Origin of the sequence: Mesorhizobium sp. M3A.F.Ca.ET.175.01.1.1 (genome assembly GCF_004791945.1) — a bacterium.
Taxonomy (GTDB): Bacteria; Pseudomonadota; Alphaproteobacteria; order Rhizobiales; family Rhizobiaceae; genus Mesorhizobium.
Window position 1 is genome coordinate 188,623 of sequence record NZ_SRTP01000002.1, and the last position, 26,378, is coordinate 215,000.

The 26,378-nt window shown below is 62.9% G+C and carries 22 protein-coding genes, 1 tRNA gene and 2 rRNA genes (1 of these 25 running past the window's edge); 10 read left to right on the top strand and 15 right to left on the bottom strand.

The annotated features are described in order from the left end of the window. Positions 1 to 331 precede the first annotated feature (331 nt). The 4 genes from EN818_RS05520 (at position 332) to EN818_RS05535 (ending at position 4,206) form a co-directional block, all read left to right on the top strand. Positions 332 to 1,219: a sugar phosphate isomerase/epimerase gene (locus EN818_RS05520; RefSeq protein ID WP_095804414.1), complete on the top strand. Its 888-nt coding sequence runs from the start codon at positions 332 to 334 to the stop codon at positions 1,217 to 1,219. Between the two features lie 53 nt (positions 1,220 to 1,272). Next, positions 1,273 to 2,442: a mandelate racemase/muconate lactonizing enzyme family protein gene (locus EN818_RS05525; protein WP_129553762.1), complete on the top strand. Its 1,170-nt coding sequence runs from the start codon at positions 1,273 to 1,275 to the stop codon at positions 2,440 to 2,442. 2 nt (positions 2,443 to 2,444) lie between these two features. Beyond that, positions 2,445 to 3,161 carry a FadR/GntR family transcriptional regulator gene (locus tag EN818_RS05530; RefSeq protein ID WP_129553761.1) on the top strand — a complete coding sequence of 239 codons (717 nt, stop codon included), beginning with the start codon at positions 2,445 to 2,447 and terminating at the stop codon, positions 3,159 to 3,161. A 64-nt stretch (positions 3,162 to 3,225) separates the two neighbouring features. After that, a complete protein-coding gene (locus EN818_RS05535; RefSeq protein ID WP_129553760.1) occupies positions 3,226 to 4,206 on the top strand; it encodes a hydroxyacid dehydrogenase in 981 nt (326 codons plus the stop codon). A gap of 117 nt (positions 4,207 to 4,323) precedes the next feature. On the opposite strand, the gene EN818_RS05540 is transcribed toward EN818_RS05535, so the two are convergent. Then, on the bottom strand, positions 4,324 to 5,619 hold the full coding sequence (locus EN818_RS05540) for an amidase (RefSeq protein ID WP_129554078.1): 1,296 nt from the start codon (positions 5,617 to 5,619) through the stop codon (positions 4,324 to 4,326). A 102-nt stretch (positions 5,620 to 5,721) separates the two neighbouring features. Between EN818_RS05540 and EN818_RS05545 the strand changes: the two genes are divergently transcribed. After that, on the top strand, positions 5,722 to 6,069 hold the full coding sequence (locus EN818_RS05545; RefSeq protein WP_095804417.1) for a GFA family protein: 348 nt from the start codon (positions 5,722 to 5,724) through the stop codon (positions 6,067 to 6,069). A 74-nt stretch (positions 6,070 to 6,143) separates the two neighbouring features. Here EN818_RS05545 and EN818_RS05550 read toward each other — a convergent pair whose 3' ends face one another. After that, complete coding sequence (locus EN818_RS05550; protein WP_129553759.1) at positions 6,144 to 7,358, bottom strand: MFS transporter; 1,215 nt, start codon at positions 7,356 to 7,358, stop codon at positions 6,144 to 6,146. Positions 7,359 to 7,530: 172 nt separating this feature from the next. On the opposite strand from EN818_RS05550, the gene EN818_RS05555 reads away from it, so the two are divergent. Beyond that, the gene (locus EN818_RS05555) at positions 7,531 to 8,499 is read left to right on the top strand and encodes an AraC family transcriptional regulator (protein ID WP_135904120.1); all 969 of its coding nucleotides are present in this window, start codon (positions 7,531 to 7,533) and stop codon (positions 8,497 to 8,499) included. Positions 8,500 to 8,556: 57 nt separating this feature from the next. Here EN818_RS05555 and EN818_RS05560 read toward each other — a convergent pair whose 3' ends face one another. From EN818_RS05560 to EN818_RS05590, 7 genes are all read right to left on the bottom strand, one after another. After that, positions 8,557 to 9,642 carry an ABC transporter ATP-binding protein gene (locus EN818_RS05560; protein ID WP_129553758.1) on the bottom strand — a complete coding sequence of 362 codons (1,086 nt, stop codon included), beginning with the start codon at positions 9,640 to 9,642 and terminating at the stop codon, positions 8,557 to 8,559. Between the two features lie 110 nt (positions 9,643 to 9,752). After that, positions 9,753 to 10,859, bottom strand: a complete 1,107-nt coding sequence (locus tag EN818_RS05565; protein WP_129553757.1) for an ABC transporter ATP-binding protein — start codon at positions 10,857 to 10,859, stop codon at positions 9,753 to 9,755. Then, positions 10,856 to 11,077, bottom strand: coding sequence for a hypothetical protein (locus tag EN818_RS05570; protein ID WP_129553756.1), 222 nt, complete (start codon positions 11,075 to 11,077; stop codon positions 10,856 to 10,858). The genes EN818_RS05565 and EN818_RS05570 overlap by 4 nt, the downstream gene beginning before the upstream one ends. Continuing rightward, entirely contained in the window at positions 11,074 to 12,030 is a 957-nt protein-coding gene (locus EN818_RS05575; protein ID WP_129553755.1) for a carbohydrate ABC transporter permease, read from the bottom strand. The genes EN818_RS05570 and EN818_RS05575 overlap by 4 nt, the downstream gene beginning before the upstream one ends. Before the next feature lies 1 nt (position 12,031). Beyond that, positions 12,032 to 12,937 carry a sugar ABC transporter permease gene (locus EN818_RS05580; protein WP_129553754.1) on the bottom strand — a complete coding sequence of 302 codons (906 nt, stop codon included), beginning with the start codon at positions 12,935 to 12,937 and terminating at the stop codon, positions 12,032 to 12,034. 67 nt (positions 12,938 to 13,004) lie between these two features. Beyond that, positions 13,005 to 14,321, bottom strand: a complete 1,317-nt coding sequence (locus EN818_RS05585) for an extracellular solute-binding protein (protein WP_095804424.1) — start codon at positions 14,319 to 14,321, stop codon at positions 13,005 to 13,007. Positions 14,322 to 14,676: 355 nt separating this feature from the next. Beyond that, positions 14,677 to 15,366 carry a TetR/AcrR family transcriptional regulator gene (locus EN818_RS05590; RefSeq protein WP_129553753.1) on the bottom strand — a complete coding sequence of 230 codons (690 nt, stop codon included), beginning with the start codon at positions 15,364 to 15,366 and terminating at the stop codon, positions 14,677 to 14,679. 303 nt (positions 15,367 to 15,669) lie between these two features. Between EN818_RS05590 and EN818_RS05595 the strand changes: the two genes are divergently transcribed. The 3 genes from EN818_RS05595 to EN818_RS05605 are packed head-to-tail and all read left to right on the top strand — an operon-like array spanning position 15,670 to position 18,135. Next, on the top strand, positions 15,670 to 16,866 hold the full coding sequence (locus tag EN818_RS05595; RefSeq protein ID WP_129553752.1) for a Tm-1-like ATP-binding domain-containing protein: 1,197 nt from the start codon (positions 15,670 to 15,672) through the stop codon (positions 16,864 to 16,866). 11 nt (positions 16,867 to 16,877) lie between these two features. Beyond that, on the top strand, positions 16,878 to 17,717 hold the full coding sequence (locus tag EN818_RS05600) for a phosphoenolpyruvate hydrolase family protein (RefSeq protein ID WP_129553751.1): 840 nt from the start codon (positions 16,878 to 16,880) through the stop codon (positions 17,715 to 17,717). A gap of 4 nt (positions 17,718 to 17,721) precedes the next feature. Further along, entirely contained in the window at positions 17,722 to 18,135 is a 414-nt protein-coding gene (locus EN818_RS05605) for a cupin domain-containing protein (RefSeq protein ID WP_129553750.1), read from the top strand. A gap of 24 nt (positions 18,136 to 18,159) precedes the next feature. Here EN818_RS05605 and EN818_RS05610 read toward each other — a convergent pair whose 3' ends face one another. From EN818_RS05610 to EN818_RS05620, 3 genes are all read right to left on the bottom strand, one after another. Further along, complete coding sequence (locus EN818_RS05610; RefSeq protein WP_129553749.1) at positions 18,160 to 19,347, bottom strand: Xaa-Pro peptidase family protein; 1,188 nt, start codon at positions 19,345 to 19,347, stop codon at positions 18,160 to 18,162. Between the two features lie 491 nt (positions 19,348 to 19,838). Continuing rightward, positions 19,839 to 21,038 carry a mannonate dehydratase gene (gene uxuA, locus EN818_RS05615; RefSeq protein WP_129553748.1) on the bottom strand — a complete coding sequence of 400 codons (1,200 nt, stop codon included), beginning with the start codon at positions 21,036 to 21,038 and terminating at the stop codon, positions 19,839 to 19,841. A 219-nt stretch (positions 21,039 to 21,257) separates the two neighbouring features. Then, complete coding sequence (locus EN818_RS05620; protein ID WP_129553747.1) at positions 21,258 to 22,148, bottom strand: ankyrin repeat domain-containing protein; 891 nt, start codon at positions 22,146 to 22,148, stop codon at positions 21,258 to 21,260. A gap of 354 nt (positions 22,149 to 22,502) precedes the next feature. Here EN818_RS05620 and EN818_RS05625 point away from each other — a divergent pair, with 354 nt between their 5' ends. Next, the gene (locus EN818_RS05625; protein ID WP_129553746.1) at positions 22,503 to 23,285 is read left to right on the top strand and encodes a glucose 1-dehydrogenase; all 783 of its coding nucleotides are present in this window, start codon (positions 22,503 to 22,505) and stop codon (positions 23,283 to 23,285) included. A gap of 218 nt (positions 23,286 to 23,503) precedes the next feature. On the opposite strand, the gene EN818_RS05630 is transcribed toward EN818_RS05625, so the two are convergent. The 3 genes from EN818_RS05630 to EN818_RS05640 form a co-directional block, all read right to left on the bottom strand. Then, positions 23,504 to 23,580 (bottom strand) — tRNA-Met (locus EN818_RS05630). Between the two features lie 165 nt (positions 23,581 to 23,745). Further along, positions 23,746 to 23,860, bottom strand: a 5S ribosomal RNA gene (rrf, locus tag EN818_RS05635). Positions 23,861 to 23,950: 90 nt separating this feature from the next. Further along, positions 23,951 to 26,378: ribosomal RNA gene (locus tag EN818_RS05640) — 23S ribosomal RNA — on the bottom strand; it runs 428 nt beyond the window's last position.

Below are 26,378 nucleotides of genomic sequence, written 5' to 3' on the forward strand. Positions count from 1 at the left end.
TCATCTTCCGCGGACATGTGTCGGTCTCGCCATTCTGGTATGACCAAATATCGTTATCGGGTCAAGCGCCATGATGGTCGCTGGCGACGCGCGCCTCGGCATTCGGCAGCACCGTTTTTCCATATTAATCAGCACTGTAAAGGGAAAATCCAGGCTCGGCCTCCGGCTCCTTGCCGCGCCGGGCAAATTGCTGTAGACCTCGCATCAGGCCCAATTGGTCGAACCAGTTTGCCAATCTACTGGAACGCCGTGGGGAGGAGATCGCGCGGCGTGGCTTCGCCGGAAGAACGCCGCGGAAAACGTGACAGGCGAATTCTGGGAAGGATAGACCATGCATCTTTCGACGCACAACTGGATGCGGGCGGAGCCGTTGGAGGTGACGCTCAAGCGCATCAAGAAACTCGGCTATGAGTCGATCGAGATTTCCGGCGAGCCGGAACAGTACAAGACCAACGAGACACGCGCCCTGCTGAAGGAGCACGGCATCCGCTGCTGGGGTTCGGTGACGCTGATGCTTGGCGAGCGCAACCTTGCCGCCAAGGACCAGGGCCAGCGCGAGCGCTCGGTGAAATATGTCAAGGACGTGCTCACCATGGTGAGCGAGCTTGACGGCGAGATCATCACCCTGGTTCCCGCCACCGTCGGCAAGGTCGTGCCTGACGGCACCGAGGCGGAAGAATGGGGTTGGGTGGTGGACGCCACGCGCGAATGCTTCGCCCACGCCAAGAAGGTCGGCGTCAAGATCGCCGTCGAGCCGCTCAATCGCTTCGAGACATATCTCTTCAACCGCGGCGCCCAGGCGCTCGCGCTCGCCGATGCGGTCAGCCCGGAATGCGGCGTCTGCCTCGACGCCTATCACATCCACATGGAGGAATTTAACGTCTACGACGCCATCCGACAGGTGGGAAAGCGCCTGTTCGACTTCCACGTCGCCGACAACAACCGCTTCGCCGCCGGCCTCGGCCAGATCGACTGGCCGAAGATCGTCGGCACGCTGAAGGAGATCGGCTATGACGGCGCGCTGACCAACGAATTCGTCGCGCCCGTCGACCGCACGCCGGCGGCACCCTATCCCGAGATGGTGGAGCGCAACCCGGTCGATATCTCGCCCGAGCAGCTCAAATTCATCCAGGACCACGGCTCCAGCCTGCTGACCGAGAAGTTCTACACCGACCAGATGCGCATCACCGCCGAAACGCTGCTGCCGCTGATCAGATAGACGGTTCGATTGAAACCCTTCCGCCTCGCCGGGCGGCAGGGCCGGGGATGAAGATGCGCATCAGAAACGTCCAGGCCTGGTGGGTCCGCATACCGATCGCAGTCGCGAAGCAGCATCGCAGCGACTTCGGTCAGGTGACGACGTTCGACGCCGCCATATTGCGCATCGAGACAGAAGACGGCCTGGTAGGCTGGGGCGAGGGCAAGAACGCCGCCGGCAGCGCCGGCAGCTACGGCGCCCTCGTCCATATGCTCAACCACGAGATCGCGCCGCAGCTGATCGGCCGCGACCCGGCCGATATAGGCGTGGTCTGGGAGATGCTCTACAACGGCGTGCGCCACCAGACGGCGGCCCATGCCGGCCACGCCATGCCGCAGCTGGCGCGGCGCGGCATGAGCGTGGCCGCAATCAGCGCCGTCGACATCGCGCTCTGGGACATTCTCGGCAAGTCGCTGGGACAGCCGGTCTGGCGGCTGCTCGGCGGCCGCAAGGTCGAGCGCATGCAGGCCTATGCGTCCGGCGGCTGGGCCGCCGCCGATGCCATTGGCGACCAGCTGAAATCCTATATCGCCAAGGGCGGCTTCAGAGCGCTGAAGATGCGCATCGGCGCCATGGACGGCGCCCCGCATATTTCGGCCGCGCGCGTGCGCGCCGCCAGACAGGCAATCGGCCCGGATGTCCAGCTGATGGTCGACGCGCACGGCACCTACACCGTCGCCGAGGCGAAGCGCTTCATCAGCCTTACCGCCGATCTCGACCTCGCCTGGTTCGAGGAGCCGGTGATCGCCGACGATAAGCCGGGCATGGCCGAGGTACGCGCCTCAGGCTCGGTCCCGATCGCCACGGGCGAAAGCGAGGCGACACGCTATGCCTTCCGCGATCTGGCGGTGCTCAAATCGGCCGACATCTTCCAGCCCGACCCCGCCTTCTGCGGCGGCATCAGCGAGGCGATGAAGATCGGCACCATCGCCAGCGCCTTCAACCTGCGCCTGGCGCCGCATCTGTGGGCGGGAGCGCCGTGCTTCTTTGCCGGGCTGCATGTCTGCGCCGCTTCGCCGGCCAGCTTCACGATCGAATATTCGCTCGGCGCCAATCCGATGATCCACGATCTCGTCGAAGAGACTGTCGAAGCAAAGGACGGTATGATAGCGATCCCCGAAAAGCCTGGATTGGGTTTCACCATTTCCGAGCGGTTCCTGGAGGCGCACGCGCAACGCATTTGACGATGAAAGAAAAGAACCTTCTCGCCGAACTCGCCGCCTATCTGTTCTCCAACTCGGACAAGGAGACCGGCCGCACACCGTCGGAGCGCGAGCTGGCGGAGCATTTCGGCGTCAGCCGCGGCCAGATCCGCGAGGCGCTGGCGATCCTGGAAGCCATGCGCATCGTCGAGCGCCGCGCCAAATCCGGCATCTATGTCGATACCAAGCAGGCCAGCGTGGAAGCGTTAGCGCTTTTCGCTCGCGCGGGCCTGCCGCTCGACCCGGTGCAGATCTACGAGACCGTCGAATTGCGCAAGATCCACGAGATCAAGGCCGCCGAGCTTGCCTGCTCGCGCGCCACGGAGGAGAATTTCGAGCGGTTGCGCGAAATCCTGAAAGCTTCCGAGGAGCGCATCGCCGCCGGCGAAGGTCTCGCCAAGGAAGATCGCGAGTTTCACCTTGAGATCGTGCGGGCGACCAAGAACGGCGTCTTCCACAACATCTGCAGTGTCTATTATCTGATGGGCGAGCAGCGCTTGCCGATCTATTTCAACGATCCCGAGCGCAGCGTGCGCTCGCATGCCGAGCACATCCAGATCTACGAGGCGCTGCTGCGCCGCGACGGCAACCTTGCCCAGGCGCTGATGAGCGCTCATCTGCAGGGCGCCGAGAGCTACTGGAAGGGGCTGATAGAAGGCCGGGCAACGGAGCCGGATAGCGCGGTGCTCGAAAAGGCCTGAGCATTTTGCAGCCAAGCGGAATCGCTTGGCGTGGCAGAAATGCGGCTAAACAAACAGGGGCTCAATGCGAAAGATCCTGTCGACGCATCCGCTGCACCCACGCGCGACCGCCATGTTGGGGGGAGCAGGCCGGCTGGCTATCGCGACTGCCCTCGACGCCAGGACGTTGACCGCCGAAGCCACGGACGCCGACATCGTCATCGTTCGCGCGCCGCTGCCGCCGGATCTCTTTGCCGGCGCGGCGAACTTGCGCGCCGCGATCCGCCATGGCGCAGGGCTGGACATGATCCCGGTCGACGCGGCCACTGCCGCCGGTGTCCTGGTGGCGAACGTGCCGGCGGTCAACGCCCGCTCGGTCGCCGAGCATGTGATGTTCGTCGCGCTCGCGCTCTTGCGCCGTTTTCGCATGATGGATCGCGATCTGCGCGCCAAGGGCTGGCTCGCCGGTCGCGAGCACGCCAATTCGACCAGCGAGCTGGCCGGCAAGACCATGGGCATTGTAGGCCTTGGCGCCGTCGGCCAGGCCGTCGGTCATATCGCCGCGCACGGCTTCGACCTCAATGTCATAGCGACCACGCGCAGCCTGCGTCCGGCGCCCGAGCGCGTCGGCTTCCTGTCGATCGACGCGTTGGTCGAGCAGAGCGACATCATCGTTCTCTGCTGCCCGTTGACCGAGGAGACGCGCGGCCTGATCAGCCGCGAGCGCATCGCGCGCATGAAGCCCAATGCGCTGCTGATCAACGTTTCGCGCGGACCGGTGGTCGACGACGATGCGCTGATCGAAGCATTGCGGAACGGCCGCATCGGTGGCGCCGCGCTCGACGTTTTTGCGTCCCAGCCGCTGCCGCCCACCCATCCCTATTTCGGTTTCGACAATGTCATCGTCACCCCGCACATGGCAGGCATCACCGAGGAATCGATGATGCGCATGGGCGTCGGCGCTGCCGGCGAGGCGCTGCTGGTTCTCGCCAACAAGCTGCCGGTCAACCTGCGCAACCCGGAAGTGATCGAGCACTACCGGCGACGTTTCCCGAGCAGCGATTAGTTCCCCGGCGAGCACCGCGACAGTGCAGACATGAGAGGCCGGCAGGGCCAGAGGGGGCGCGACGGGATGCAACGGCATTTCCGTGATGTGCATCTTGCTTCGGTCGCGGCACCCATATTAACGGCCAAGCAAAGCCTCCACCGCCGCAGCAATGCTGAGAAGCTGACGGTCGTGGCCATGCCGCCCCACCAGCATCAGTCCGACCGGGAGTCTCATGCCCGGCATCGGCAGCGAAATCGCGCAGAGATCGAACTGGTTGGCAACCTGGGTGTTGCGCAGCAGCAGGCCTTCCGTCCGGTTTCGAAGCGCTTCGTCGCTGGCGATGACGGCGATCGACGGCGCTACCATCGGCGTGGTTGGAAAAGCCAGCACATCGACCCCACTCAGCCGTTCATCCATTGCCGCGACCAGTTCCGTTCGGCGTCGGATTGTCCGGATGTAGACGGAGGCGGTCACCGCCAGAGCCCGCGACAACGGCCCGCTGACATGCGCATCGACCGGCACCGAGGCACCCGTCGCCAGCCAGTCGGCATGAACCTCGGCGCCTTCTATTGCCGCGATCGAGGCCTGCTTGGTCGCCGCACGCATCTCTACGATGAGGTCGTCGATCGACCAGTCGGCGATTCGCGCGCCGGCCTGTCCGGCCCTGTCGACGCAAGTCCCGAAAGCTGCAGCGACGTCGGCCTGCGTGTCGCTGAACAGCATGCCGCGGGGAATGCCGATGCGCAGGCCGGCAAACGGGAGCGGCTGCGGAGCAGCCGGCTCCTCGCCGGCCATGACCGCATCGGCGATCGCGCAGTCGGCAACGCTGCGGGCGAGCGGCCCGATGGAATCCAGCGTCGTCGACAGCGGGAAGGCGCCCGCCAGCGGCACGCGCCGCGCCGTCGGCTTGAAGCCGACGACGCCGTTGAGCGAGGCCGGAATGCGCACCGAGCCGCCGGTGTCCGAGCCGATCGAGATGTCGCTGCTGCCCTCGCCCACAGCCACCCCGGCCCCGGACGACGAGCCGCCCGGGATCAGGCTGGCATCGGCGGCATTGCCGGGCGTGCCGTAATGCAGATTGTCACCGATCGCGGTGAAGGCGAATTCGGTCATGTTGGTCTTGCCGAGGATCACGGCGCCCGCCTGGCGCAGCCGGCGCAGGATCGTGGCATCCCGCGTTGCCGGCGGCGCGCCTGCAAGCATCAGCGAGCCCGCCCTGGTCGGCTCGCCGGCGACATCGAACAGATCCTTGATCGAGACGATCGCACCGTCGAGCGGCCCGAGGCTCATGCCGGCCTTTTGCCGGGCGTCCGCTGCATCCGCTGCCGCGCTCGCCGCCTCGCGATAGAGCTTCATGTAGACCTTCTCGTCGGCAACGCGGTCCGCAAGGCGCGACAGGATGGCTTCGAGGCGGTCGCGGGCGGCTTGCATGTCGATGTCGGACTCCGGCAGCATGAAACGTCTTTGAGGCACCGGCCAAGGGATAACCCGTCAAGGGCGCCTTTGCACTTACCGAAGCGAGAGGAAGAACCGATGCTCTACAAAGGCAGCTGCCACTGCGGCAAGGTGGCGTTGGAGGTCGAGGGCGAGCTTGGCGGCGCCGTGCGCTGCAACTGCTCGATCTGCGCGCGCAAGGGCGCGCTGCTCTGGGCAGTGCCGCATGCCAGCATGCGCCTTGTCGCCTGGGGCGACGACCTCGGCAGATACAGCTTCGGCAAGGCCTCGATCGCGCATCGCTTCTGCCGGACCTGCGGCATCCATCCGTTCGCCGAGGATGTCGGCCAGGGCAGCGAGCGCAGCGCCTATATCAACATCAATTGTCTCGAGGACGTCGACCTCGCCGCGGTGCAAGTGTTCGATTTCGACGGCCGCTCGGCGTGAGGGCCATCCCAACGGTATCGGCCCGAAACCCCCGAAGAGTCTGGGCCGATCCGAAAAGGGATACCGGCTTCTTGCTATTCAGCCTGTCTCGGTCCCACGGCAAAGGTCACCAGGGCCGCGAGCAGGGTTGCCGCGGCGCTATAGGCGAAGGCGCTGGCCACGCCGGCATGGTCGACCAGCAGGCCGCCGAAGACCGCGCCCAGCGCGATTGCCACCTGGAACGTGGCGACCATCAGCCCGCCGGCGCTCTCGGCCTGGTCGGGCGCGGCGCGCACCAGCCAGGTCTGCAGCCCGACCGGCACCGCGCCGAAGGCAAAGCCCCAGGCGGCGACCGCCGTTGCCGCGATCACCGGCGAGGCGCCGAGGGTCAGCATGGCAAGCGCCGACAGCGCGATCAGCAGCGGCGCCAGCGCGACGGCAAGCTTCAGGTTGCGCTCGGCCAGGAAGGCGCCGGCGAAATTGCCGAAGAAACCGCCTATGCCATAGGCGAGCAGCACCAGCGAGATGGTCGCTATCGGCATCGCCGGCACCGTCTCGAGGAAAGGCCGCACATAGGTGAAGCCGGCAAACTGTCCGGAGGCGACCAGCAGCACGACCAGGAGGGCGACGCGAATGGTCGACCGCTTCAGCACCTCGATCAGGGTGCGAAAGCTTGCCACCGCCATAGGCGGCAGGCTGGGAATGGTGGCGAGCTGCACCAGCAGCGCCAGCGCGCCGACGACTGCCGCGATCATGAAGGCGGTGCGCCAGCCCCAGATGTCGCCGACATAGGCGCCGACGGGCGCCGCGGTGACGGTCGCCACCGACACGCCGGTCAGGATGATCGACATGGCGCGCGGCATCAGCCGCATCGGCACCAGCCGCATCGCCGTGGCGGCCGACATCGACCAGAAGCCGCCGAGCGCGACGCCCAGGACCACCCGGGCTAGTAGCAGCATCGTGAGTGAGGATGCGAAGGCGGCAAGCAGGTTGGAGACGATCAGGAGCACGCTGAGCAGCCACATGACCAGCCGACGGTCGAGCCGCTTGGTGACGATGGCCATGGTGGGCGCGGCAATCGCGCCGACAACGGCCGTCGCCGTAACCGCCTGGCCCGCGGCACCCTCACTGACGCCGAGATCCTGCGCCAGCCGCGTCAGCAGGCTGGCGGGCAGGAATTCGGCGGTCACGAGGCCGAACACGCCGAGCGCCAGCGAGACCACCGCGCCCCACACGGGCTCGCTTCGTTCCTCGGGTTCGGTTCTGTCGAGGACAGCAGCGTCGATGGCGCCCGTGGCGGGTTCAGTCATGGCAAATTCTCCGATCTGTCTGCGGCGCCACGTCAGGGGATGACCGGCTCGGGCTCCACCTGTTCGATGCCTGGCGGGCGGCTTCGTCGGTCGATTTGGTTGCGCTGCAACATTGGCTTGCGGTGCAACATAGGGAGTGACTGCCTGGAGTTTCCATGCTAGAAACGCCGAAATGTCTTACAATTCGTCCAAAACCACAGGGCCCTCATCGGGCGATCCACTAACCGACATGCTGCGCGGCTTGCGGCTCGACGGCGTCGATTATGGCCGCTGCGTGCTGGGCGAGCCCTGGGCCGTTTCCTTCCCGGCGCAGAAGGCGGCGCGGTTCCATTTCATCGGCCAGCAGGGCTGCTGGCTATTCTCACCGGCCAAGGAATGGATCGAGCTCTCGGTCGGCGACGCGCTGTTGATCTCGCGCGGCGACGAGCATGTGCTGGCGAGCGCGCCCGGCGTCCCTCCGGTGCCGATCGGCCGCTACACCATCGAACCGGTCTGCGAGAACATCTACGACGTCTCCAACGGCTGCGACGGCCGTAAGACCTTGCTGTTTTGCGGCAGCATGCATTTCAACCTCGACCGTTCGCATCCTCTGCTCGACATGATGCCCGACCTGATGCAGGCGCATAAGCTGATGGCGAACGCGCCGGGCATCCAGCATCTGCTCGACGCGATGGCCGGCGAGGTGACGATGGACCGCGTCGGTTCCGGAGGTATTCTTGCCCGCCTGGCCGACGTGCTCGCCGCCACCATCATCCGCTCCTGGGTGGAGAACGGCTGCGGCGACGCCACCGGATGGATCGCCGCCGTCCGCAATCCGGATGTCGGCAAGGTGCTCGCCGCCATTCACCTGCAGCCCGACCGCGACTGGACGGTCGAGGCGCTGGCGCGGCTGATGGGAGCGTCGCGCTCCGCCTTCGCGCAGCGCTTCGCTGCCGTCGTGGGCGAGACGCCGGCCAAATACGTGTTGCGCGTGCGCATGCACCAGGCGCGGCAGTGGCTCGCGCGCGACGGCATGCGGGTATCGGTCGCGGCGGCGAAATTGGGCTACGATTCGGAAGCCTCCTTCAGCCGCGCCTTCAAGCGCGTGATGGGCCTGGCGCCGAGCCATGTGCGCAACAACGGCGTCGAAGGGCAACCCTGACGCTCGATCATCGACTGTCTGCGAGAGGCGCTTCTCTTCTGAGGAAGGACGCCGGCGCTATCCGGCGTGCCGCAGGCTCACCCCGCTACCCTTGTCGAACATCACCACCTTGTCCGGGTTCCAGGCGAAGCGGACGGGCTGCTCGATCTCGACGGCGGTCCTCGCCGGCACGGTGGCTCTCAGCATCGTTTCGCCGACCCTCAGCGTCACGATCTTCTCGACGCCATGGTTCTCGACATCGTGGACCTTGGCCTCGACCGGCGCGCCGCCTTCCAGATAGACGTCCTCCGGACGGATGCCGAAGACGAGCGGCCGACCGTCGGCCGCGCCGTCGGTTTTGACCGCGCCTGAAAGCGGCAGCTCGAAATTCATCGGCGCCATCACCGCGCGGTCGTTGACCAGTTTGCCGTCGATGAGATTCATCGGCGGCGACCCGACGAAGCTCGCGACGTAGGTGTCGCGCGGATTGTTGTAGATTTCCTGCGGCGTGCCGGTTTGGACGATGCGGCCGTGGTTGAGGACGCCGACCTTGTCGCCCATCGACATTGCCTCGATCTGGTCGTGGGTGACGAACAGGAAGGTTGCGCCGAGTTGCATCTGCAGGTTCTTCAATTCCGTGCGCAGCGCCTCGCGCAGCTTGGCGTCGAGCGCCGACAGCGGCTCGTCCATCAGGAACACGCGCGGCTTGCGCACGATCGCCCGGCCGATCGAGACGCGCTGCATCTCGCCGCCGGAAAGCCGGTCGGTCTTGCGGTCGAGCAGGTGCTCGATGCGCAGCGTGCGGGCGGCGCGCGCGACGCGGTCCTTGATCTCGGCGTCGGGCAGCCGACGGATCTTCGGCTTCAGCGGGAATTCGAGGTTCTCGCGCACCGTATAGCGCGGATAGAGCGAATATTGCTGCAGCACCAGCGCCACGTCGCGCTCGGCCGCGCCCCATCCGCCAACATCGACGCCGTCGATGAAGACCTGGCCCTCGGTCGGCTTCTCGAGCCCGGCAATCAGGCGCAGCGTCGTCGTCTTGCCGGCGCCGGTCTCGCCAAGCAGCACGAAGAACTCGCCATCGGCGATTTCGAGGTTGAGCCCGGTCAGCGCCGTGTGGCCGCCGAACTTCTTGGTGATGTTCTTCAGCTCGATATGGGCCATGTCTCTCTACTGTCTCGTTTCTATTCCGAGGGCGGCCAGCCCTCCGCTGCGGCTCCGGGCGTTCGATTGTTCGAAAGGCCAAATCGTTGGTCTTTCGTGTCCTTCGGCCATCACAATCTCACACCAAGCGACCTGCCGCTTGCCGTGTCGAAGAAATGCGCCTGCTCCGGATCGATGCGGGCATGGACCTTCACGCCGGGCCCTGAGACGTAACCGGCCTTTGTGCGGGCGCGCAGCATCTTCGAGCCCACCTTGAGGTCGACGATGTCGAAGGAGCCGAGCGGCTCGATGATCTGCGCCTCGACCGGCAGGTAGCCGGGCGCGGCGTCATGGCGGACGAGCACCCCCTCCGGACGGATGCCTAACGTCAGCCCGCCATTGGCAGCGTGGCCGTTGAGCTTGGACAGCAATTCGCGCGGGAACTCGAAACCCTTGGCCGCGCCGCCGATCGCGACGGCGGCGGTGCCGGCCGCATCGGCGACGCTGGCCTCGGCGATGTTCATCACCGGGCTGCCGACGAATTGCGCCACGAAAAGATTTGCCGGATGCGAATAGACCTCGTCCGGCGTGCCGACCTGCTGGATGAAACCCTCATGCATGATGACGATGCGGTCTGCGAGACTCATCGCTTCGATCTGGTCGTGGGTGACGTAGATCGTGGTCGAGCCTTGCTTGACGTGCAGCCGCTTGATCTCGGCCCGCATCTCCTCGCGCAGCTTGGCGTCCAGCGCGCCGATCGGCTCGTCCATCAGCATCGCCTTCGGGCGCCGCACCAAGGCACGGCCGATCGCAACGCGCTGCATGTCGCCGCCGGAGAGTGCGGATGGCCGCTTGTCGAGCAGGTCAGTGATGCGCAGCACCCGCGCGATCTCGCGCACCGACTTGTCGACCTCGCCGCTGCTCATGCGCGTTGCGCGCAGCGGAAAGGCGATGTTCTCGAACACCGTCATATGCGGATAGAGCGAGAAGGACTGGAACACCATGGCGATGTCGCGGTCGGCGGCCTTGAGATGCTGCACCGCCTTGCCGTCGATCAGTATGTCGCCCTTGTCGATCGTCTCGAGCCCCGCTACCGCGCGCAAAGTGGTCGTCTTGCCGCAGCCCGACTGACCGAGCAGCACGATGAACTCGTTGTCGGCGATGGCGAGGTTGAGATTGTGGATGACCTGAACGGCACCGAAGAATTTCTCGATGCCGCGAAGTTCGATCTGCGTCACTGCCGGGCTCCCTCATGCGTCGCGGCGCCGGTTTCCTCGCTGCGCTCCGGCGCAATCTTGGACGTGATGTTGAAGCCGATCAGCCCGGTCAGGATGATCGTCACGCCGTAGGAATGCAGGCCGAGGCTCCATGGCTGGCAGAGCGCGATGATGCCCAGCACCATCAGGATCTGCGATGCCGGCAGCAGGTATTTCTCGTTGACGGCGCGAAAGCTCATTTGCGGATCGCTCCGAACGTCACGCCGCGAAGCAGGTGATTGCGCAGCAGGAAGGTGAAGATCGCGACGGGCAGCAGGAACAGGAACGTGCCGGCGGCAATCGTCGTCCAGTCCGGCAGGCCGGAGCCGATCTGCGACGGGATGAAGGGCGGCGCCGTCTGGGCGCGCCGGTTGGTCATGATCAGCGCGAAGGCGTATTCGTTCCAGGCGGTGATGAAGCAGAACACCGCGGTGGCGGCGATGCCGGTCGCCGCCTCCGGCAGCACGATCTTGAAGAAGGCCTGCATGCGCGTGTAGCCGTCGACGAGCGCCGCCTCCTCATACTCCTTCGGGATCTCGTCCATGAAGCCCTTCATCAGCCAGACCGAGAAGGACAGGTTGAAGGCGACGTAGAGGATGATCAGTCCGATATGCGAGTCGTTGAGGCCGACCGCGCGGTACATCAGGAACATCGGGATGGCGACAACCACCGGCGGCAGCATGCGTGTCGAGAGGATGAAGAAGAGCAGGTCCGCCTCGCCTGCGATCTTGAAGCGCGAGAAGCCGTAGGCGGTGAATGTTCCCATGCCGACGGCAAGCACCGTGCTGATCACCGCCACGATCAGGCTGTTCATGAATCGGTCGGGATATTGCGAAAGCTGCACGTCCTTGCCGACCTTCAGCACCCGCTCGCCGCCGTCATAGATGCGCTTTTCCCACCAGGGCGCTGCCTCGTAGACTTGCGGGTCGACGGTCTTCTGCATCTGCACGCGCTTGGTGAAGAGCCGCACGAACGGCGTCACCTCGGGCTCGAACAGCACGGTCGGCGGCACGCTGACGGCCAGCTCCTTCGGCTTGAACGCCGTCGAGGCGATCCAGTAGATCGGCGCCAGGAAGATTAGCGTCGCGATCAGCACCGCGGCAATGGCGATGCGGTTGAGCGCAACCTCGGAAGAAGTGCGGACGGCGGCCATGTTAGCGCTCCTTCACCTTGTTGAGGTACTTCACGTAGAGGTTGGTGATGGCCAGCACCATGATCAGCACGATGTAGGCCAGCGCGCAGGATTTGCCGGTGTCCCACTGCTGAAAGGCCTGCTTGTAGAGCCGGATCGCGATGAGCTCGGCCGTCGGCTGGGTCGTCATCGTGTAGGCGATATCGAAGGTCTTGAAGGCTTCCATCGTGCGGAAGATCAACGCGATCAGCAGGATCGGCGAGACCAGCGGCAGCGTGATGCGGGTGAAGGTGTACCACCAGCTGGCGCGGTCGATCGCGGCGGCTTCGTAGAGATGCTGCGGCACGGCCGAGAGGCCGGCGAGCGAAAGCAGCATGACGAAGGGCGACCACATCCAGATGTCGGTGATCGCGACCGCATAGAGCGCGCTGTCGGGATTGGAGAGCCAGGCGAAGTCGCCCAAACCGAAGACGTAATTGATCGGGCCCCAGGACGGGCTGTAGAGCAATTGCCAGAACAGGCCGACGACCGCCGCCGACATCATCATCGGCAACAGCAGCAGCGTGGTGATCAAGCCCTTCATCGGGAAGCTGCGGTTGAGCAGCAGCGCGAGACCGAAACCTACGACCATCTGGCCCGCCACCGAAACGATGACGTATTTCGCCGTGATGACGAAGTTCGACCAGATGTGATCGTCGCTGAGCAGCTCGCGATAGTTCTGCAAGCCGACGAACTGCCAGGGCTCGCTGCGGTTCGCGGCGAAATTGGTGAAGGAATAGCCCAGCGAATAGATCAGCGGGAAAATATTGAAGACGATCAGGAAAACCAGCGTCGGAATGATGAACATGTTGCGGATGGTCAGATCCGACCAGCCGCGCGCGGCGGCCCTGGAGGCGGGATCAAGATTGGTGAGGGCTACCGAAGCCAACGATCGTTCTCCTGAGAAACAGGAATGCCGGAGGGGAAACCCTCCTCCGGCATTCTGATTGTGATGCTTACTTGTAGCGGTTGTACTTGGTGAACGTCGCCTTCCAGTCGGCGGCGGTCTTGTCGAGCGCTTCCTGGGCGGTGCCCTTGCCGCCGACGACGAACGGATAGATGTTCTGGTTCAGCTGATCGAGCACTTCCGCGTATTCAGGCGTCGCCCAGAAATCCTTGACCATGAACATGGTGTCGTAAAAGGCCTTGTTGTAGGGCGTGGCATTCTGGAACGCCTCCGACTTCAGCACGGCCTGGCTGCAGGTGTAGCCGCCGAGTTCGGCCCACTTCTTCTGGGTCTCGTCCTTGATGAACCACTCCAGGAATTTCATCGCCTCGTCCTGGTTCTTTGAATAGGAGACGATTGAAATTCCCTGGCCGCCGAGAGCGGCGAAGCGCTTGCCGTCCGGGCCGGCCGGATTGGCGAAGAAGCCGGTAACGTCGGCATAGGGGTTGGTTGCCTTGTTCACGAGCGGCGGGAAGAAGGCGAAGAAGTTCATGCTCATCGCGGCGAGGCCGCCGGTGATCGCCTGATTGTCTTCCACGAAGAAGGTCTTGCCCCAGCCGGGAGGCGTGAACTTGTAGAGCTCCTTGTACATGTCGAGGCCCGCGGCAGCCTCTTTCGAATTGGTGATGCCGTCGACCTTGTAGGTCGCGTAGTCGCCGAGATCGCCGCCATAGCTGAAGATGGCGCTTTCGACGCCCATTGCCATCGCGTCATAGGAATTGTCTGTATAGATGGCGATGCCGTAGCGCTTCTGGTCCGGACGGTGGAAGAACTCGGCGATGTCGCGCAGCTGCGCATAGGTCTTCGGCACGTCGAGATCGTAGCCGTACTTCGCCTTGAAGGCTTCCTTCTCCTTCGGGTCCTCGAACCAGTCCTTGCGGTAGGACCAGCCGATCGCGTCGCCTTCCAGCGGGATCGCCCAGTACTTGCCGGAACCGCCGGGATATTCGGCATAATATTTGATGGTCGCCGGCGCCATGACATCGCCGAGCTTGTGCTTGTTGAAGAAGTCAGTGAGGTCCACATAGTGGCCCTGCGTCGACCCGGCGCCTAGCCATTGCGAGTCACCGACCACCATGTCGTATGCGTCGCCATGCGCGTTGAACTCGGTGAAGGCCTTGGTCTGGAAATCCGGCCATGGCGTCGTCTGCACCGTGACCTTCACCCCGGTCTCGGCGGTATAGTCGTTAACGAGTTCCTGCAGATAGTTCGCCGGATCCCATTCCGCCCAGAAGATGGTGAGTTCCTTGTCCTGCGCGCGGACGGATGTCCCGCAGGCAAGCGCCAGCCCGATACCAGCAATCATGCTGGTCACTATCTTGCGCATAGTTTTCCTCCCTTGTGCGCATTCTACCTTTCATGAGCGCCGGCATCGTCGCCGGCCTGGTAGTTCCTCCGCAACGGCAGTTTGCCGGTTCCGAACCTCCTCGCCTTGCCGGAAAAATGGATCGCAATCCCTACTTGCGACCCGCTTTACGCCAACTGATCTGGTATTACCAATTTCGGATGTTCGTCAAGCTCTTTCTTGGACGCCGGGACGCGGCCCGACAGCCCATTCAGTGCCGCATCGGTCTGATTTACCTTAGTTTTTCTGCTCCTCTTTGGATAGAACACTTGTCTTCTTCCATCTGCTGTAGTCAATATTGCCAAGCGCTCTTCCGATCTGGTCCAACCAGATACTATCATTCGGCGCCGGGGGCCGAGAGTGCCCCATCCACTTTCGCCATTGATTCCGCCATGGCGGCACGCACCAGGGCGCCGGCCGCCCACTGCGTGACCTGCGCCACCCCCTGACTGTCCAGCCCCCACATGTCTTTCAGGACGATCAGCACCTCTACCCCGAACATCATGGACAGCGCCTGGGCCAGGCGCCTGAACTTGCGCGGCGGCAAGCGGTCCTTGAGCGGTGCGATCGCGTCCTTGAGGAGATCGACGCGATGACCGCGCGTGAATGCGGGCTCGGTCCCGAGCGTGCCCGCCTGCTGCCGCGCCCACTGGTCGAGCGAAAGCTTCAACGCCGCCTTGAACGTCGCTTCGAATGCCTCGATCCGCGGCATGGCCGAGCCAAACAGGTCTGCCACCCGACGCTCCGGATCGCTCGAAGCAGACTTCCAGGTGAGGATCGGACCAAGTCCCTCGTCGACGACCGCCTGCACCAGAACGGCCTGGCTCGGGAAATAGCGATAGGCGGTCGCGCGCGACACCTGCGCCGCCTCGGCGACTTCGCTGACGGACGGCGTGGCGCCGGATTGCATCAGCTTCGTCGCCGTCTCCAGCATCAACCGCCTGGTGCGCGCGCGCGGCCCCTTTTCGGCCATCGGCGTTTGCTCGGCGTCGTCGCTGGAAGCGGCTTGTTGACGTGAGACATCCATGTCAATATGATACGCGCGTCTCAAAAAATTGCAATGGCCTCCCCTCTCTGGAATGGCTTCGTTGACACTCTACGGCGCCCCCTTCTGTCCTGCCGGACATCTCCCCCACTTGGGGGGAGATCGGATTTCATCTTTGCTTTCGCCAATCACCAAGGTTGGAGGAGAGGCGTCAAGGCCGCGGCAAGCCAATCTCCCCCCTCGTAGGGGAGATGTCCGGCAGGACAGAGGGGGACGCCGTAGGGCACTAAATTTTTATGCCTTGAGAAGCGCCGCCTCCGCGCCAGCCGGCACGGGGAGGCGTCGATGAAGCGCATCTACGTGGTCGGCACGGCCGACACCAAGGGTGAGGAGCTCGCCTTCCTCGCCGATGCCGTCGCTGCTGCCGGCGGTGCGGTCGCCCGTGTCGACATCGGCACGCGCCGCGCCACCGTGCCGGTCGATATCGCGGCAAGCGACATTGCCGCGCATCATCCGGATGGAGCCGCGGCGGTGCTTGGCATCGACGACCGCGGCAGCGCCGTCGCCGCCATGGGCATTGCCTTTGCCCGCTTCATCCAATCGCGTCACGATATCGCCGGCGTGATCGGCATTGGCGGTGGCGGCGGCACTTCGATCATCACCGCCGGCATGCGCGCGCTGCCGCTCGGTCTGCCCAAAATCATGATCTCGACACTCGCCTCCGGCGATACTGCACCTTACGTCGATGTTTCCGACATCGTCATGATGCCGTCGGTCACCGACATGGCCGGCCTCAATCGGCTTTCGCGCGTCGTGCTGCACAATGCCGCTCAGGCGATAGCCGGCATGGCCGCAACGCCGGCGCCGTCCACCCTCGGCAAGCCGGCGCTTGGGCTGACCATGTTCGGCGTCACCACGCCATGTGTGACGGCAATCGTCGAGCATCTGCGTGCGCAATACGATTGCATGGTCTTCCACGCCACCGGCACCGGCGGCCGCTCGATGGAGAAGCTGGCCGATTCGGGCCTGCTTGCCGGCGTTATCGACATCACCACGACCGAGGTCTGCGATCTGCTGTTCGGCGGCGTGCTGCCGGCAACGGAGGATCGCTTCGGCGCCATAGCCCGCACCGAACTGCCCTATGTCGGCTCGGTCGGCGCGCTCGACATGGTGAACTTCTGGGCGCCGCCAACCATCCCCGAGCGCTATCGCGGCCGGCAGTTCTACGAGCACAATCCCAACGTGACACTGATGCGCACCACTGCCGAGGAATGCCGCAAGATCGGCGAATGGATCGGTAGACGCCTCGCCCGCTGCGAAGGCCCGGTCCGCTTCCTGATTCCGGAAAAGGGCGTCTCCGCTCTCGACGTCGAAGGCGGCGCCTTCTTCGATCCCGAAGCGGACGCAGCGCTCTTCGACGGCATCGAGCGCACCATCATGCCGGCGGAGACCCGCACCGTCACACGCCTGCCGCTGCACATCAACGATCCCGCCTTCGCCAAGGTCGCGGCCGAAGCCTTCCTCGACATTGCCCAGAAGTGAGACCGACAAGCATGGCCGCCATTCCGCGCAGAATGATTCTGGATAAGTTCCGCAAGATGATCGCCGAAGGCGTGCCGATTGTCGGCGGCGGCGCCGGCACCGGCCTGTCGGCCAAGGCCGAGGAAGCAGGCGGCATCGACCTCATCATCATCTACAATTCCGGCCGCTACCGGATGGCCGGACGCGGCTCAGCCGCCGGTCTGCTCGCCTATGGCAACGCCAACGAGATCGTCAAGGAAATGGCCTGTGAGGTGCTGCCGGTGGTCAAGAACACGCCGGTGCTGGCCGGCGTCAACGGCACCGATCCCTTCGTCATCATGCCGCTGTTTCTCGCCGAGCTGAAGACGATGGGCTTTTCCGGCGTGCAGAATTTTCCGACCATCGGCCTTTTCGACGGCACCATGCGGAAGAGCTTCGAGGAAACCGGCATGGGCTTCGGCCTCGAGGTCGACATGATCGCCGAGGCGCACAAGCTCGACCTGCTGACCACGCCTTACGTCTTCAATCCGGACGAGGCGCGCGCCATGAGCAGGGCCGGCGCCGACATCATCGTCGCCCACATGGGCGTGACGACGGGCGGATCGATCGGCGCCACGTCGGCCAAATCGCTCGATGACTGCGTCAAGCAGATCGACGCCATCGCCGAGGCCGCGCGCTCGGTGCGCCAGGATGTCATCCTGCTTTGCCACGGCGGGCCGATCTCGATGCCCGACGACGCGCGCTACATATTGGAGCGCTGCGAAAGGCTGCACGGCTTCTATGGCGCAAGCTCGATGGAACGGCTGCCGGCCGAGGCGGCGATCGCCAGGCAAACGGCGGATTTCAAGGCGGTCAAGATCGGGAAAGGATGACGTAATGGCCGACAAGGAAAAAGTGTTCGTCTATCCGAAGGACGTCAGCGCCTTCGGCTTCGACTGGGGCAAGCTCGCCCTCACCGTGGCGCCGGAAGTAAATGGCGCGGAGCGCTTTTCCGGCGGTGTCGTCGACCTCCCGCCCGGCAAGGGGCACACCCGTCACAACCATCCGGGCGCCGAAGAGATCATCTTCGTCATCTCCGGCAATGGCGAGCAGATGGTCGAGGACGAGAAGGGCAATCCGGTGGTTGCCAAGGTCGGCCCCGGCTGCACCATCTACGTGCCCGAAAGCCGGTTCCATTCCACGCTCAACACCGGCGATCAGCCGATGCAGCTTTTCGTCGTCTACTCGCCGGCCGGACCTGAACTCGCGTTGCGCGATCTGCCGGATTTCAGGCTGCTGCCGCCGGGTTAGTGAGTAGCGCCGACGCTAGGTCCATTAGATGCCGCCTCTGTTCCACCCCCGCCCGCGGTCGCCGAACATCACATAGCCGGTTTCGGTAACCGCGACCGTGTCTTCCAGCTTGATGAAGCCGCGCGTCGGGTGGAGCATGGTCGTCTCGACCGAGAGCACCATGTTTTTCTCCAGCGGTTTGGCCGCATAGGTGCCTTCATAAGCAACCGGGTGGTTGGTCATCAGGAATGGCGCCTCATGCGTGATCAGCCCCATGCCGTGGGCGAAGAAATCCGTGTAGGCCGCGACCTTCGAACGCTTCAGCACGCTTTCGGCATGCGTGATCATGTCGCCGCCCAGCGTGCCGGCCTTGACGTTGGAAAACGCCGCCTGCTGCACCGCCTCGACTTCGGCCAGGAGGTCTTCGAGTTCTCCGTCCGGCTCGCCCAGCACGCCCATGCGGCAGAGGTCGCCGATATAGCCGTGATAGTTGCCGCCGGAATCGATCGACAGCACATCGCCCTTTTGCCACGCCTGGCTTGAAGCGGCGCGGTTGTGGCTGGAGCCCAGCGTCAGCAGGCAATATTCGAAATGCGCGCCACGATTGGTTTCCTCGCGCCGCAACTGCTCGATGATGTCGGTCTTCGTCGTGCCCTCGCGCGCCCAGGCGATCGTCGCCAGCATCGAGTCGGTGATCAGTTCGGAGGCGATGCGCAGCTTTTCGAGCTCGGCTTCGGTCTTGATGGCGCGCATGCGTTCCAGCATGCCGGTCGCATCGATCAGCTTCGCATCCGGCAGCGTCTTGCGGATCAAGGCATAGGCATCCGACGGCAGGAAGGCCGGCTCGATGCCGATGCGAGCAGCGCTCTTGCCGATCTTATGCAGATGCTCAACAGCGAGGTTGGCGGCGTCGAGCGTGCCCCAGCACGCCGCATGCAGCGTCGGCGTCCAGAACGGATGGTTCTGATGCTCACCGCCTTCCATCTTGTTGCCGATATAGGCGGCGTGTTCCGGCCCGCCCTTCTCATAGAGGACAATCGGCAAATAGCGGCTATGGCCGATCGCATCCATGGCCGCGAAGAAGATGAACTTGTAGCCGCCGAGCAGATATTGCGTGTTGTGCTTGGAGGTGGCGAGGAGCACATCGATGCCGGCCTCGTCCATCAGCCGGTCCACCCGTCCCTGGTCGAAAGGGATGCCGCTGACGTTTGCCTTGTCCGCAGCGATGTTCATTTCGTCCTCCTTGGAGTAGTCAGTCCGATCGTCGGATCGCCGGCTGTCCTCATGCTTGCCCGTCTAGCTGCCGGCCAAATTTGCATCATCTCGGCCACTCTGGTCCAGCCAGAATTGATGACGTCGATCCGATATCGCCTTGCCCACCCGACCCTGGAAGAAATCCGACCAATTTGGTCTTACCAGACTGCGATGTGGTGCAGTGGACGGAAATCTCAAAGGCAAGGCAGCATGCGCCAAATCCGTCTCTGGCGAAACCTCTGCCAACGACCATAATCCCGTCCATCGATTGCGTCTGCGACCTGACGCGGGTGAAGAGCAACGCTCGAACTGACGATTTCACGCCGGTCTGCTGGCAGGTTCGCCGGCCGGTCGCCGAGAGCGGCGATGCACGCGCCCCGCAATCGGCGATCGGCAACGGCTGGTGCCAGCGACGCCGACTTTCGTCTCCTGGGCGCGCCGCAAATATTCGTGCCGGCAGCAGCGCATGACTAACGATGGTCCGTGGATGCCAGGTCGAACCGTTCCACGGCGCGCATGATGCCGCGCAGTTCGGCAAGGCCCTTGAGCCGCCCGATCAGCGAATAGCCCGGGTTGATCCTCGTCTTGCCGATGTCGTCGGCAAGCAGATGCCCATGGTCCGGCCGCATCGGGATGCGCCAATCGGAGCGGCCCTCCCTGCGGCGGTGCGCTTCCTCCTTCATCAGCGCCAGGACGACGTCGGCCATGTCGGTCGAGCCTTCCAGATGCTCCGCCTCGAAGAAGGAACCGTCCGCCTCGCGCGTCACATTGCGCAGATGCGCAAAATATATCCTTGGCGCGAATTCCTCGATCATGGCGACCAGATCATTGTCGGCCCGCACGCCATAGGAGCCGGTGCAGAAGGTCAGGCCGTTCGCCGGACTGTCGACGGTATCCAGGATGAAGCGTGCGTCATCGGCGGTGGAGACGACGCGCGGCAAGCCATAGAGCGAGAAGGGGGGATCGTCCGGATGGATGCACATGCGCGCCCCGACTTCCTCCGCGACGGGGATGATCTCGTTGAGGAACCAGGCGAGATTGGCGCGCAGTTCGGCCGGGCCGATCGCCGCGTACTCAGCAAGCGCCTCGCGCATCGTCTCGCGATTGTAGGTGCGCTCGGTTGCCGGCAGGCCGGCGATCAGGTTGCGTTCGATTTTGTCGATATCATCGCTACTCAAGGTCTTGAGCCGCTCTTCCGCCTGCTTGAGTCGTGCCGGACTGTAGCTCGCCTCGGCCTTCGGCCGTTTCAGCACGAAGACGTCATAGGCGGCGAAGTCGAGCGCGTCGAAGCGCAGGGCATAGCCGGTGGTCGGCAGCCGGTACATCAGATCGGTGCGGGTCCAGTCCACGACCGGCATGAAATTGTAGCAGATGGTGGAGACGCCGGCCGTGGCCAGCGCCCGGATCGTGTCCTTGTACCAGCCGGTATAGCGCTCCCGCTCGGGCGCCCCGATCTTGATCGAGTTGTGAACGGGAATGCTCTCCACCACCGACCAGGCCAGTCCCGCTGCCTCGACGATGCGCTTGCGCTCGAGAATGGCATCCAGCGGCCAGGCGCTGCCGTCATAGATGTTGTGCAGCGCCGTCACGATACCCGTGGCGCCGGCCTGCCTGACATGATCGAGCGTGACCGGATCGTTAGGGCCGTACCAGCGCCAGCACTGTTCCATGACTGCCTCTCCAAGGCTGCTTCCCGAAATTGGGTCGGTTTTCGGGACAAAGACATGCGCAAGATCAAAAACGAGCACACCTAGCGAATCTGGAGCATCGCGATGCGCTTTGGTGTGGTTGCGATCGACCATATTGTCGGATGACAAAGGCCGTCAAATCGGGTGATTGCAGCCAGCGTGCGGCTCCCGATGAAGCGGTCGCCGGCCAGGTCATCGATTTCAAGGTAGCGGCATCGGCTTGTCACTGAGAGTGCGCAAATAGGCGATCAGGTCGATCCGTTCGGTCTCGTCCGGAACACCAGGTGTCTCCATGTAAACGCCCGGCGTGGTGAGCATGGGCCCGAAGAGATATCTGTTCAGGTCCTCGAACGTCCACACACCCTCCCAGCCCAGCAGGGCTTCGGAATAACGTCTATCTTCCAGAGATGCCTTGTCGCGGCCGACGACACTCCACAAATTCGGTCCCACTTTGCTCCCGCCCTGCGGTTCGATACTGTGGCAACGGGTACACAAGCGGTCGAAGTGGGCTCGGCCTTTCTCGACATCGGCTGTCGCCAACTTCATCGAGATTGGGGCTGGCGTCGGCAAGACGACGCCGCGCGACATGAGATAGTCGGCAATTTCGCGTTGCCCCGCACGTTTTGCCAGATGGATCGGTGTCTTGCCGTCTTCTGCCTTCGCATTCACGTCTGCGCCGGCCTCGACCAGCGCCTTCACGCAGTCGAGACAACCGAGGGTGACGGCGACATGAAGGGCAGGTTCGCCGGCACGGCGGGAATTCGGATCTGCGTCCCGTTCCAGCAACAGATTCAACAGCTCGATCTTGCCTGTTCCTATGGCCGCCATCAGTGGGGGACCCCAAGTCGTCTGGGCGTTGACGTCCGCACCACGTTCTATGAGGAGTCTTGCCGCTTCGACGTGGCCCATCCAGACCGCAAAATAGAGCGGCGTCGCGTCTCCATCACTCTCATCTATGCCGGCACCCGCATCGAGCGCTGCTATGATCGCCGCGACGTCGCCGACTTGCGCGGCGTCGTGGATGTCGGCGGCATGCGATACGCTCGGGATGTGTGCAAGCAGCAGTGCAATGAAGAGCGAGGACGTGCGCATTTGGCATCTCCCAAGGCAAACCCCGGTATGCGTCACACTTGCAAGACGGCAGAATACCGCGAATGGCTGATCAGGCCAATCGGTGCCTAGTCCTATTCCACGAAGGCGCGATGAGCCGCGGATCCCACGGCAACTGTTTCGGGACGAAGACCTGCGCAAAGTCAAAGACCTGAAGCACACCCAGCGAAGCTGAACATCGGATGCGCTTTGGTGTGGTTGCGATCGAGCTTATTGTTGGATGACAATGGCAGTCAGATCGGTGATTTCGGCGGGCGTGAGCCTCCGATGAACGGCATCCAGCCTGGCTTGGCCTGGCGGGGCACAATTCTCGGACACTTTGCAGGAGTTCTGGTCATGAACGATTTCGACGGCAAGGTTGCGCTGGTCACGGGAACGACCGGGATCGGTCGGGCGACGGCCCGGCGTCTTGGCGAAGGTGGAGCTGCGATCATCGCCTTGGGCATCGATCTCGAGGCCAACGCGATGTTGCAGGCCGAACTCGAGCGTTCTGGCGTCGACACTCTGGTGCTGGCCGCGGACGTTTCCAAGCCGGATCAGGTCGAGACGGCAATCGCGGCGGGTGTCGAGCGTTTCGGTGGACTGGACGTCATCGTCAACTCGGCTGCGGTCCATCCTTACGGCACCGCGACCAGCACGGACTTCGAGACCTGGAACCGGGCGATGTCTGTCAATGTCGGCTCGATCTACCTCACCGCGCATTTCGGCATCCCGCAAATGATCAGGCGCGGCGGCGGCGCCATTGTCAACGTCGCCTCGGTGCAGGGCCATGCCTGCCAGCAGAACGTCGCCGCCTATGCCACCACCAAGGGCGCCATTCACACGCTGACCCGCTCGCTGGCGCTCGACTACGCCCGCCAGGGCATCCGCGTGAATTCAGTCAGCCCGGGATCGGTCCGCACGCCGATCCTTGAGAGGGCCGCGCGCGGCGATGATCCGAACGCCGACATCGAAGCCGCCTTCAGGCGCTTCGGCGAGGCGCATCCGATCGGCCGCATCGGCGAGCCGGAAGAGGTGGCGGAGCTCATCGCCTTTCTCTGCTCGTCCAAGGCAAGCTTCTGCACCGGCGCCGACTACAGGATAGATGGCGGTCTCCTGGCAGGTATCGGCGTGAGGTAAGGACCATCGCGTTGCTGGACCGGCTGGGGCTCGCACCCATCCATGGCCTGCCCAGCCGCCCACACGATCAGCGCTTGCCGCATTCTTTTGTCTGCATTGATGGGCCGGGGTGATTGGCGCGTCGCCTCGCATGGAAGGATCTTGGCGACGAGGGACAGGCGCGACAAGGCCGCAGCACAAACGAAAACGGCCCGCGCGAGGCGAGCCGTTTTCGGATTTGGTTGCGGGGGCAAGATTTGAACTTGCGACCTTCAGGTTATGAGCCTGACGAGCTACCGGGCTGCTCCACCCCGCGTCAACGATACAGGTAAGTTTGAGCTTACCGAATTCAAGAGGCCGCCAAATGAAAGGGCCGCTTGCGCGGCCCGAAATCCCGTTTGGCGGGCCTTATCGTAAGGAGAAGATTTGTTTCCATCCGGATCCTCTGGAGACGGATGTGAGATGAACGTGCGCTTGGCAGACCTGGCAGCGACCTACTCTCCCGCGTCTTGAGACGAAGTACCATCAGCGCTGGAGCGTTTCACGGCCGAGTTCGGAATGGGATCGGGTGCAGCCGCTCCGCCATAACCACCAGGTCGGCAAAACGCACGTTCAAATCGAGAAGCTGTCTATTCGTGCCGGCGTCAATCCCCTGGATTGCGCCTCAATGGGCATTAGGAATGAGAACGATCAAGCCGATCGAACTATTAGTACCGGTAAGCTTCAAGCGTTGCCGCTCTTCCACACCCGGCCTATCAACGTGGTCGTCTTCCACGGTTCTCAGGGAATACTCGTTTCAAGGTGGGTTTCCCGCTTAGATGCCTTCAGCGGTTATCCCGTCCGGATATAGCTACCCTGCTATGCGGCTGGCGCCACAACAGGTCCACCAGAGATCCGTCCATCCCGGTCCTCTCGTACTAGGGACAGATCCTTTCAATATTCCTACACCCACGGCAGATAGGGACCGAACTGTCTCACGACGTTCTGAACCCAACTCACGTACCGCTTTAAATGGCGAACAGCCATACCCTTGGGACCTGCTCCAGCCCCAGGATGCGATGAGTCGACATCGAGGTGCCAAACAACCCCGTCGATATGGACTCTTGGGGGTCATCAGCCTGTTATCCCCGGCGTACCTTTTATCCGTTGAGCGATGGCCCTTCCACACGGGACCACCGGATCACTATGACCGACTTTCGTCTCTGCTCGACTTGTCAGTCTCGCAGTCAGGCAGGCTTATGCCATTGCACTCAGCGAACGATTTCCGACCGTTCTGAGCCCACCATCGCGCGCCTCCGTTACTCTTTAGGAGGCGACCGCCCCAGTCAAACTACCCACCATACATTGTCCCGGACCCGGATAACGGGCCGCGGTTAGACATCCATAGTGATAAGGGTGGTATTTCAAGGGTGGCTCCACCTGAGCTGGCGCCCAGGCTTCAAAGCCTACCACCTATCCTACACATGCCACTACGAATGCCAATGTAAAGCTATAGTAAAGGTGCACGGGGTCTTTCCGTCTAACCGCAGGAACCCCGCATCTTCACGGGGAATTCAATTTCACTGAGTCTATGCTGGAGACAGCGGGGAAGTCGTTACGCCATTCGTGCAGGTCGGAACTTACCCGACAAGGAATTTCGCTACCTTAGGACCGTTATAGTTACGGCCGCCGTTTACTGGGGCTTCGATTCAGAGCTTGCACCCCTCCTCTTAACCTTCCAGCACCGGGCAGGCGTCAGACCCTATACGTCGTCTTGCGACTTCGCAGAGCCCTGTGTTTTTGATAAACAGTCGCTACCCCCTGGTCTGTGCCACCCTCCTCTGCTTGCGCAGAAAAGGGTCACGCTTCTTCCGAAGTTACGCGTGCAATTTGCCGAGTTCCTTCAGCATAGTTCTCTCAAGCGCCTTGGTATACTCTACCAGACCACCAGTGTCGGTTTCGGGTACGGTCTATAAGGAGGAGCTATTTCCTGGAACCACTCCGCTGCCCTTTCAATCCGATAAGATTGGACAACTTGTGTGATCCGTCACTACCTCCAGGCCCACGAATATTAACGTGGTTCCCATCGACTACGCGTTTCCGCCTCGTCTTAGGGGCCGGCTAACCCTGCTCAGATTAACTTTAAGCAGGAACCCTTGGTCTTTCGGCGGGGGAGTCTCTCACTCCCCTTACGTTACTCATGTCAGCATTCGCACTTCTGATACCTCCACCGCCCCTCACGGGTACGGCTTCATCAGCTTACAGAACGCTCCGCTACCGCTCGTATTGCTACGAACCCTAAGCTTCGGTGTATGGCTTTAGCCCCGTTACATTTTCGGCGCAAAGACCCTTATTTAGACCAGTGAGCTGTTACGCTTTCTTTAAATGATGGCTGCTTCTAAGCCAACATCCTGGTTGTTTTGGGATCCTCACATCCTTTCCCACTTAGCCATAACTTGGGGACCTTAGCTGTAGGTCAGGGTTGTTTCCCTTTTCACGACGGACGTTAGCACCCGCCGTGTGTCTGCCGACTAGTACTCCCAGGTATTCGGAGTTTGGTTAGGTTTGGTAATCCGGTGAGGACCCCTAGCCCATCCAGTGCTCTACCCCCTGGGGTATTCGGTCGACGCTCTACCTAAATAGATTTCGCGGAGAACCAGCTATTTCCGAGTTTGATTGGCCTTTCACCCCTAGCCACAAGTCATCCCGAACTATTGCAACAGTTATGGGTTCGGCCCTCCAGTAAGTGTTACCTTACCTTCAGCCTGCTCATGGCTAGATCACTCGGTTTCGGGTCTAATGCGACGAACTGAACGCCCTGTTCAGACTCGCTTTCGCTGCGCCTACACCTACCGGTTTAAGCTTGCTCGTCACACTAAGTCGCTGACCCATTATACAAAAGGTACGTGGTCACCCTTGCGGGCTCCCACTGTTTGTAGGCAATCGGTTTCAGGTACTCTTTCACTCCCCTTGTCGGGGTGCTTTTCACCTTTCCCTCACGGTACTAGTTCGCTATCGGTCATGCACGAGTACTTAGGCTTGGAAGGTGGTCCTCCCAATTTCAGACAGGATTTCACGTGTCCCGCCTTACTCGAGGACGATGACTTGCATTACGCGTACGGGGCTGTCACCCGC